This window comes from Blautia ammoniilytica (genome assembly GCF_025566965.1).
Taxonomy (GTDB): Bacteria; Bacillota; Clostridia; order Lachnospirales; family Lachnospiraceae; genus Blautia_A; species Blautia_A ammoniilytica.
Window position 1 is genome coordinate 1 of sequence record NZ_JAOQJL010000072.1, and the last position, 3,655, is coordinate 3,655.

The 3,655-nt window shown below is 36.5% G+C and carries 6 protein-coding genes; all 6 read left to right on the forward strand.

Annotation, left to right across the window (positions count from 1 at the left end):
- Window positions 1-741, forward strand: a 741-nt coding sequence (locus tag OCV61_RS18300) for an IS91 family transposase (RefSeq protein WP_262583440.1), incomplete at its 5' end; no start/stop codon positions are given.
- 540 nt (window positions 742-1,281) lie between these two features.
- Window positions 1,282-1,752 carry an LURP-one-related/scramblase family protein gene (locus OCV61_RS18305; RefSeq protein WP_158422939.1) on the forward strand — a complete coding sequence of 157 codons (471 nt, stop codon included), beginning with the start codon at window positions 1,282-1,284 and terminating at the stop codon, window positions 1,750-1,752.
- A gap of 45 nt (window positions 1,753-1,797) precedes the next feature.
- Window positions 1,798-2,016 carry an aspartate dehydrogenase gene (locus tag OCV61_RS18310; RefSeq protein ID WP_158422940.1) on the forward strand — a complete coding sequence of 73 codons (219 nt, stop codon included), beginning with the start codon at window positions 1,798-1,800 and terminating at the stop codon, window positions 2,014-2,016.
- 83 nt (window positions 2,017-2,099) lie between these two features.
- Window positions 2,100-2,786 carry an MBL fold metallo-hydrolase gene (locus OCV61_RS18315; protein WP_158422943.1) on the forward strand — a complete coding sequence of 229 codons (687 nt, stop codon included), beginning with the start codon at window positions 2,100-2,102 and terminating at the stop codon, window positions 2,784-2,786.
- Window positions 2,783-3,139: a VOC family protein gene (locus tag OCV61_RS18320; RefSeq protein WP_158422941.1), complete on the forward strand. Its 357-nt coding sequence runs from the start codon at window positions 2,783-2,785 to the stop codon at window positions 3,137-3,139. Before OCV61_RS18315 ends, OCV61_RS18320 begins: the two co-directional genes overlap by 4 nt.
- A gap of 163 nt (window positions 3,140-3,302) precedes the next feature.
- Window positions 3,303-3,655 (forward strand): transposase (locus tag OCV61_RS18325; RefSeq protein WP_158422942.1); only part of this gene is annotated, 353 nt, incomplete at its 3' end.

Genomic DNA, 3,655 nt, shown 5'->3' on the forward strand with positions numbered 1-3,655 from the left:
CTTCATACCTGGGGCTCTGCAATGAATTATCATCCTCATATTCATACCATTGTTCTTGGAGGTGGGCTTGATGATGAAAATAAATGGAAAGAAACAGGTGGAAATTTTTTTCTCCCATATGGTGTCATCTCAAAAGTGTTCCGTGGAAAATATCTGGATGAGTTAAAAAGCCTGTGGAATGATTCTAAGCTTAAATTTCATGGTACAGCAGAGAAATATCAGAACAGCTATCGTTTTAAAGAACTTATTGATAAGTGTTATGAAAAGAACTGGGTCACTTACTGTAAAGAAACTTTCAATGGTGCACAGTCGGTTATCAATTATCTTGGAAAATATACCCACAGGATAGCAATCAGTAATCAGCGAATCACATCCATGACAGATACGACAGTTACATATGCAGTAAAAGACTATAAAAACGAAGGCTGCTGGAAAGAGAAAACAATTTCAGGAGAAGAATTCATCCGTCGATTCATGATGCATGTTCCACCCAAACGATTTGTCAGAATCCGGCACTATGGTCTGCTATCATGTAGAAACAAGAGAAAAAAGATAACTCTCTGCAGAAACCTGCTTGGATGCAAGAAATACATTTCTACATTAAAAAATCTAAATGCAGTAGAAATGATAAAGGTTTTGTATCACATCGATGTATGCAAATGTTCTTCTTGCGGAGGGAATATGGTATCACCCCGCAAAGATAAATACAGTTCTTCTTTTCATGCACATATGAGATGTTAAAATCTACAATTGCATAGAATAAATGACTTCCGCATAGGAGGTTTGTTTGTCATGCCTGAAATTGATTTCTTAAATAAAAAAACTTTTACCAAAACATCCGGTATGATAAACTTAAGGAAAAGAGCAACGATTGAATCCCCATAGCTATCAGCTAAAGGGACGCGACTTTGTTCACCAAGGTAAAATCGAAATTGATGTAAACGAAAGGGCAGTTTTTATCAGAACTCAAGGCTGCTTTTTCGTTTACGCCAACTCCGATTGTTTCCTTAACAGTTTGCGTGGGTGACAAGCGGCTCAGTATGATATTTAATTAAATGTTGCAATGAAAAGATCATTTACCGTAAACAAGCAGTAGATGGTCTTTTTTATATCTTTTTGTGAACAAGTAGAGATTTATAGCTGGTAATATGTGTTTTATCATAATCCGTGAAATAAGATGGGTTAATTCTTCGATTTACATGTTTTTTAAGGTGTAATGGCATGGTATTATGGTACTTATAAAGAACCTATTATGTCTGTTGGAGAGAGCGATGAAAAGTTATGAAGCTATTATTTAAACAACGGTTGTTTTCATGGTTTGACAGCTATGATATCTATGACGAAGCAGGCAACACTGTTTATGTAGTAAAAGGTCAGTTGTCCTGGGGACATAAACTTGTAATTTATGATGCCTATGGAAACGAAGTAGGAATGGTTGTTCAGAAAGTATTTACTTTTCTTCCTAAATTCGAAATTTATAAAAACGGCAGTTATATCGGATGCCTAAGCAAAGAATTTTCATTCCTGACGCCACATTATAATATTGATTACAATGGATGGCATATTGATGGAACCATTATGGAATGGGACTATAGCATTCTTAATCAAAGCGATTATTCAATTGCACGGGTTAGTAAAGAACTGTTTCATATGACTGATACATATGTTATTGATGTGCAGGATTCAGGAAATGCATTGGATGCGTTGATGTTCGTACTTGCGATTGATGCAGAAAAATGTTCCAGGAATTAGATAGTTGATCTTGTTGTCGAAGATATTCGGAGATGGGGAGGTAGCATGGGATTATTTAAAAAGAAAATCGTGAAAAAAACATATGACCGAGAACATATGAAACCAGTTATTCGTGCAAGTATTTGTACCGGAGAAGAAGTAGCAGGGTTCAAAGACATACGGGCCGGAAAAATCGAAGAGATCATGCTGATCAGATCGCCGGAGGACCTAGAAAGATTCAAAGAGATATATGAGATAACAGAGGAAATTGCAAAAGAATATTAGACATCTTCTGGGCCGTGGATGAACACCAGGTATTCGTCTGTAAGCTTATAGGGAAAAAGGAGTTATTTTATAAACGTGATATGATGAAAATTACTTACATTAACCACAGTGGATTTTTAATTGAAACTAAAGACTGCTACTATATTTTTGACTATTATAAGGGTGAATTACCACTTCTTGACAAGAAAAAAGAAGTAATTGTTTTTTGCAGTCATTTTCATAAGGATCATTTTAATCCTGTGATTTTTGAGATCCTTGATGATATGAGCATGACATATCAGGCAATTTTGGCGAAAGATATACGCAAAAGAAAACATTTGTCAGATATGAAGATCACATATGTTTATCATGATCAGACTTATAATCTGGATAATGGCACTCAAGTCGATACATTGCTATCTAACGATAGTGGTGTAGCATTTATTGTCAAAACAAAGGAAGGCACCATTTATCATGCAGGTGACTTAAATGACTGGTATTGGGATGGTGAGCCAAAAGCTGATAACCAGAGACTTACTTCAGCATATCGTGCGGAGATCAGGAAAATCAAGGGTATGCATTTTGATGCTGCATTTGTCCCATTAGATCCAAGACAGGGAAATCACTATGCCGACGGGATACTGTATTTCCTTAAAAATGTAGATTGCAATGTCATTTTTCCAATGCATTACTGGAATGATGCCAATGTCATTAAGCGGTTTATTACGGAATATCCGCAATATAAATCACGCATTAACAACACAGAATGTGCAAAAGGAGAAGAATTATGAAGTTTAAGATGATTCACGAAAACTACAATGTATCAGACCTGGACCGATCTATTAAATTTTACAACGAGGCCCTTGATCTGCACGAAGTGAGAAGAAAGACTACCGATGATTTTATCATTGTGTATTTGAGCAATGATGTAAGTGATTTTGAGTTGGAACTTACCTGGCTTAAAGATCATCCACAGCCATATAATCTGGGTGAATGCGAATTCCACCTGGCATTCCAGGCAGAGAATTACGAGGTAGCGCATAAGAAGCATGAAGAGATGGGATGTATTTGTTTCGAAAATGAAACAATGGGAATCTATTTCATTGTAGATCCAGATGGATACTGGCTTGAGATACTGCCGTAAAGCTAGAGTATATTGGGAATTTTAAGAATTTCTCCATATAAATAACGAAAGGCTTCCGTAGGAGCCTTTCGCAGACTGTAGACAAAGCCCTGCTTTTGCAGGGTTTTGCTATTGTTGGAACCGCTTTTCTGATATAATAAATATCAGAAGGGCGGTGTTTTTTATGATGACGAAAAATACAGATAAAAAAAGAGAACAAATGATGATGTTTTCCATGGATGACATGGTACCTCAAAACCATATGCTGCGATTGATTGATAAAGCAATCAATTGGAACTTTATTTATGATCTGGTTGAAGAAAAATACTGTCCGGATAACGGTCGTCCCAGTATGGATCCCGTCATGCTGATAAAGATACCATTCATTCAGTATCTCTATGGGATAAAAAGTATGCGTCAGACCATGAAAGAGATCGAGGTAAACGTTGCATACCGTTGGTTTCTCGGACTAGACATGTTAGATCCAGTACCTCATTTCTCTACATTTGGAAAGAATTATACCCGCCGTTTCAAAGA